Annotated in this window: 4 protein-coding genes; all 4 read left to right on the forward strand. The window is 66.4% G+C overall.

All coding sequences use genetic code 11. From position 1 onward, the window contains the following. The first annotated feature begins 153 nt into the window (after positions 1 to 153). Positions 154 to 1,398 (forward strand): glycosyltransferase, encoded by a 1,245-nt coding sequence (locus WBA11_RS11900; RefSeq protein ID WP_424520900.1) that lies wholly within the window; start codon positions 154 to 156, stop codon positions 1,396 to 1,398. A gap of 115 nt (positions 1,399 to 1,513) precedes the next feature. Continuing rightward, entirely contained in the window at positions 1,514 to 2,827 is a 1,314-nt protein-coding gene (locus tag WBA11_RS11905; RefSeq protein WP_424520901.1) for a glycosyltransferase, read from the forward strand. Positions 2,828 to 3,048: 221 nt separating this feature from the next. Continuing rightward, positions 3,049 to 4,254: a glycosyltransferase family 4 protein gene (locus WBA11_RS11910; RefSeq protein ID WP_424520902.1), complete on the forward strand. Its 1,206-nt coding sequence runs from the start codon at positions 3,049 to 3,051 to the stop codon at positions 4,252 to 4,254. A gap of 85 nt (positions 4,255 to 4,339) precedes the next feature. Then, the coding region (locus WBA11_RS11915; protein WP_424520903.1) for an exosortase Y-associated Wzy-like protein at positions 4,340 to 5,826 on the forward strand (1,487 nt) is incomplete at its 3' end.

The raw sequence follows: 5,826 nt of genomic DNA on the forward strand, positions 1-5,826 counted from the left end.
CGACCGGTCGCGCCAGACTCGGGGGCGGCAGGGACAGGTCACGGCGACGCCGGAGCAGAGGGCTCGGATCCGGGAGCTCAACGCCCTCGACGTGGCCCTCTACGACTTCGCCGTCGAGCACTACGACCGCCAGGCCGAGCGGAAGCGGGCGTCGTGACCCGAGTGTGCTTGGTCACGACGGGTCACCTCTCGACCAACCCTCGGTTGGCCAAGGAGGCCGACGCGCTCGAAGGGGCGGGGTACGCCGTACGCGTTGTGGCGTGCCGGTTTTGGGCGTGGGCCGAGGCCGCCGACGCCGCGTTCAACGAGCGGCGTTGGCCCGTCCGTACAATCGCGTTTGGCGACCTGGCGCACGGCGTGGCGGGGAGCTGGATCCGGGTCCGTCACCGGCTGGCCCGCGAGCTTAGCCTCCAGATTGGCCCAACGCGGGTGCCCGGCGTCGCGCTCCGACGCGCTGCTCACTATGTGACTCCTGAGTTGTCACAGGCTGCGGCGGCGCAGCCCGCTGACCTATACATCGCCCACAACTTGGGCGCGCTCCCCGCCGCCGCGGCCGCGGCCCAGCAATATGGGACCCGGCTCCAGTTCGACGCCGAAGACTTCCACCGCGGCGAGCTCCAGCCCAACGACCCCGGCCGGCCGCTGATCGAGGCCCTCGAGGCCCGCTATATCCCGCGATGCGACGCGGTCACGGCGGCCTCGCCCGGAATTGCTCGGGCCTACGCCGATGCCCTCGGCATCCCCCTTCCGACGACCATCCTCAACGTGTTTCCTCGGTCCGACCTCGAGGTCGCCGTCGACCCCTTGGAGCTAGCGGCCGAGGTCCCGCCGGGTGCCCGGTCCCTCCACTGGTTTAGTCAGACCATCGGACCCCACCGCGGCCTCGAGGACGCCGTCGCCGCGCTCCCCCTGCTCCCGAACGACATGGTCCTCAGCCTGCGCGGGGGGTGGGCGCCGGGGTACGAGCGAGATCTCCGCGCGCTCGCGGACCGGCTCGGAGTGGAGCCGCGTCTTCAGGTACTCGGACATTGCCCGCCGGACCAAGTCGTCCGTCGCGCGGCCGAGCACGACGTCGGTCTCGCCCTCGAGGTCGGCAGAACCGAGAACCGAGACGTGTGCGTCACCAACAAGGCGTTCACCTACCTGCTGGCCGGGTTGCCCGTCGTGGCGACCTCGACGACCGGCCAGCGCGACGTGTGCCGCGCGCTGCCTCAGGCGACCCGGCTCTACGACGCTGGGGATCCGGAGGGGCTCGCTCGCGTCCTCGACGACCTGCTCAAGGACGACGGCGCACGAGCGGCCGCGGAGCAGGCCGGCCGAGGCCGGTACACCTGGGACCACGAGCAGGACACGTTTCTGTCGGTAGTCGAGCGCGTCCTCGAGGGCCGCGCGCGGTGAAGCCCAGCGGGGCTCGCTCGGGCCAACCCTCACTCAACCCTCACGCTTGTGCCAGCCGCTATTACGCGCCCGGCCACGCGCCCGGCGTATCGTAGGGCGGCCCCTCCCGCACTCTGTGAAGCGCGTCCTGATCGTCTCCCCCCGGTTCGCGCCGTCGAACGCGGCCGACTCGCACCGCGTGCGGCAGAGCCTGCCGTACTACCGCGAGGCCGGATGGGAGCCCGTCGTGCTGGCCGTCAAGCCCGACGAGGTCGCGGCGCCCCAGGACCCTATCCTGTTGCGGACCGTCCCCGATGACGTCGAGGTCGTCCGGGTGGGAGCCATCCCGCGGCTCTGGACCGAGCGAGCAGGGGTGGGAAGCTTGGAAGCTCGCGCTATCGTCTCCCTGATGCGAGCGGGGCGGCGGCTGCTTCGGGAACGACCGTTCGACCTCGTCTTTTTCTCGACGACGGCGATGGCTGTGACGGCTCTGGGGCCACGCTGGAAACGGGAGACCGGCGTCCCGTTCATCGTCGACTTCCAGGATCCGTGGGTGAGCGACTACTATGCGCGTACGGGTGCCTCGCCACCGGGGGGAGCGTTTAAGTTTGGGTTGGTCCAGGCCGCTGCGCGCCGGCTCGAGCCCCACGTCTTGCGGTCCGCGTCCCATGCGTTCTCCGTGTCGCCCGCGTACCCGCGCGACCTGGCCGCTCGGTACCCGTGGCTATCGGAGGACCGGTTTACCGTCCTCCCATTCGGCGCTCCTGAACGAGACTTCGACGTGCTTCGAGACGCTCGCGTTTCTAACCCCGTGTTCGATCCCTCTGATGGGCTAGAGCACTGGGCGTACGTCGGCCGCGCGGGAGAGGACATGGCCCCAGCCCTGGACGCTCTCTTCAACGCGCTGGCCGCCGCTCGCCAGGACGACCCCGGACGGTACGACAATCTGCGGCTCCACTTCGTCGGGACGTCCTACGCAGAGGGGGATCGCGCGACGTGCACCGTCGCGCCGGTCGCTGAACGGCACGGGGTGGCGGACTTGGTTGAGGAGCGGCCGCATCGGATCCCCTACTTCGAGGCGCTGCAGGTTCTGCTCGACGCCGACGCCGTCGTGATCCCGGGGTCTGACGACCCTGGGTACACGGCCTCGAAGCTGTATCCCTACGTGCTCGCCCGACGTCCTCTCCTCGCCGTGTTCCACGAAGCGAGCACCGTCATCGACGTCGTGCGAGAAACGCGTGCCGGGACCGTCGTCCCCTTCGCATCAGCGGAGCCGACGTCAGCCGTGGCAGACCGGATCCGGTCCGTGTGGTTCGATCGCCCGCTCGCAGCGCCCGAGACAGATTGGAAGGCGTTCGAGCCCTACACCGCTCGGACGATGGCTCACCGTCAAGCCAACGTCTTTCACAGCGCCATCGGGGTGGCCCCGCGCCGTACGCATCCCGTTTAAGGGGTGTCACCATTCCCGTCTTGCCGTCGGCGCCGGCGCCCGCTCGACGACCTCGAGGACGCGAATCAAGGGCCAAGCTTCGCCAGGCGTTGGGCGGCACCAGATTGGAATCGGTGTCACAGATAGAGCACAGAGGTGTGTATTTGCGCTAAGAACGCGGTTCTCGACTGGGCTTGGACCTCAATCGTGTCGAGCTTGGCTAACCAACTCCCTTCCGCGCCATGGCGTCCCGCCCCCGCCTCGCCGTTGTCACGACGCACCCAGTTCAGTACTACGCCCCCTTGTTCCGGCGCATCGAGGATGACGGTCTGGTCGATCTCCGGGTGTTCTATGGCTGGGAAGGTGCAGCGTCAGCGTCTGCGCTCGACCGCGGGTTCGGGACCTCGTTCGCCTGGGACATCCCGCTTCTCGAAGGCTACGACCACGCCTTTGTCGAGAACGTCTCCGACGACCCCGGCACGCATCACTTTCGAGGCATCGACACACCGAGCTTGGTGCCCGAGATCGACGCGTGGGGCGCCGACGCCGTCCTGGTCGTCGGCTGGAACTACCGGGCTCACCTCGAGGCCCTGCGGTCGTTCCACAACCGCGTGCCGGTCCTCTTGCGTGGCGACTCGACGCTCGTGGATGAACGAACGGACCCGGCCGGGCGCGCCCGCGCCCTGGCGCGGCGGCTCGCGTTGCGCTGGGTGTACCGCCACGTCGACCACGCCTTATACGTCGGCCAGCACAACCGAGCCTACTTCCGAGCGCACGGGCTCCGCGACGATCAGCTTTCGTGGGCGCCTCACGCCGTCGACAACGACCGGTTCGCAGACCCAGGTGGCGACCCCGAGTCCGACGCCCTCGAGTGGCGCCGCTCGCTCGGCATCGCCGACGGCGACCGGGTAGGCGTGTTTGTTGGCAAGCTGGAGTCGAAGAAGGCACCGGACGTCCTGCTTCAAGCCTTCCTGGGTGGGACGTCGGGCCTGGACCACCTCGTGTTTTGCGGGACGGGTCCCCTCGAGGACGCGCTCCGCGAGACGGCGGCTGGGCGAGACGGGGTCCACTTTCTCGGTTTCCAGAACCAGACGCGCATGCCGATCGCCTACCGCCTGGGAGACGTCGTAGCGTTGCCGTCTCGCGGTCCTGGAGAGACCTGGGGCCTGGCCGTCAACGAGGCGATGGCGTGCGGCCGGCCCGTGGTGGTGACCGACCGCGTCGGGTGCGCCCCGGACCTGGTGACGGCCGAGACCGGTCGCGTCGTCCCAGCTGGGGACGTCAGTGCACTCGCGCGCGCTTTGTCCGACGTGGTGTCGCCTGGTGTTTCCGAACGGAAGGGCAAATCGGCTCGGCAAGCGATCGGGGCCTGGACGTTGGGAGAGGCCGCCGACCGGATCGCCCGCGCGGTCCGCCAACTCGTTGCCGCCGACCAATCGCCACCGTGAACACACCGACCGCTCACACGAGCCGACACAGCTGGTTCGTACCCTGCTGGGGCTATTCCATCCGCCTATGAACGGGGCCGTCCCCTTGTCCGTCTCGACCCACGACGCTGACGATGCGGGGTCGGCCTGGAGCGTCTCTACGCTCTCGGGCTACGCGCTCCTGTTCATCCCGTTCGGGATCGCAGCCGCCTTGTCGGCTCTGCCGTTGGTGTCGTACCTCGTCGCGTGGGCCGGCTCGTTTTGGATCCTGTGGCTTACGATGACGGGCCGGGTCCGGCCCCTGCCTGACGGAGCCAGCGCGCTGGACCAACTGCTCCGGCCCATCGTGCTAACGCAGATCCTGTTCGCGTTCTACAACTTCCTGGCGTCGGTCTTTTTCGTGGCCGACCTCTACGGGTTCTATTACCTGTCGAAGGAGAGCCTGATGCCGGTCCATTTCGAGGACGTGGCGCTGGCGGCTCAGGCTCAGCGGTATTACGTGCTTGCTCACGCTGGCGTCGCTGTAGGCATGCTCGCGGCTATGGACTACCGCCGGAGCGGCGAGTGGGTCGTTCGACCCTTTGGAAATCCTGCGCTGGTAATCCTGGTTCTGTCCGGCATCACGTATCTCGCCGCAGACGCCCTCTCGGTCCAGAACCAGTTTGGGGCTCGGTTCGACCAGTTTAGCCTGGTCTCATCGATTCTAGGTCTAACGCTTGCACTGTCCACTCGCCGAGTTGGTCTAGTCGGGGTTGGCTTTGTGCTGTTTAGCCTCAACCTGAGCGAGGCGTTCCTGAGCGGGTTTAAGGAGGAGGTCCTGGTCATGGTGCTTCTTCTGGGCGTCTTCCTTTATCCCCACGCTCGGCGCGCTGTGCTAATTGGTGGACCGCTTCTGTTGGTGTTCCTATTAGCAGTTCTGCCTGCCTATACGAACGTGATCCGAGGCCTTAGTTGGCGAGGAGGAGTTGAGGCTGAAGCAGCAGCGTCGCAGGCTCTCGAAGAAATACGATCTGGGGGAGTGGACCTCGGGCAAGCGAACTGGGCTTTCTTGACCGATCGCATCTCGCAGATTGGGATGTTCACGCGATACATCAGCCGGGTCGAGCAAACAGACGAGTTCTATGGGACCCAAATTCTGGAGCAGGCCGCGATTGGTTTGGTGCCCCGCGCGTTGTGGGCTGGTAAACCAAACATGGAAGAGCTGGCGATGGCGAGGGTATACGACCTGGGTATCATTGAGACGTACTCGAAAGACGTGTCGGCAAAGTCGCAGTACGTGGTAGACGGGTTTTTATCAGCAGGGGGCTTAGGGGTCCTCCTGGCCTCGGTGTTGCTTGGATTGTTGATGTCATGGTCGTCCAGAGCTTCAGAACGATGGTTCGGTGGATACTTTTGGGGTAGTGGCCTTGTCTTTACATCGATGTTCGCCATTTTCTGGAAAGGCAGCACGTTCGAGTTCTTTTTCAGCAACGTGTTGTGGAGCTTTATCTTGCTCATCCCGTTGTTCTTGATCGGTCGAGCGACGGGCGTTTTGATCCATCGCGATGAGGTCGAGGCGAACGAAGTGGCCCCCGTTGAGAACCGCCGAAGCTC

Origin of the sequence: Rubrivirga sp. (genome assembly GCF_049648075.1) — a bacterium.
GTDB lineage: Bacteria > Bacteroidota > Rhodothermia > Rhodothermales > Rubricoccaceae > Rubrivirga.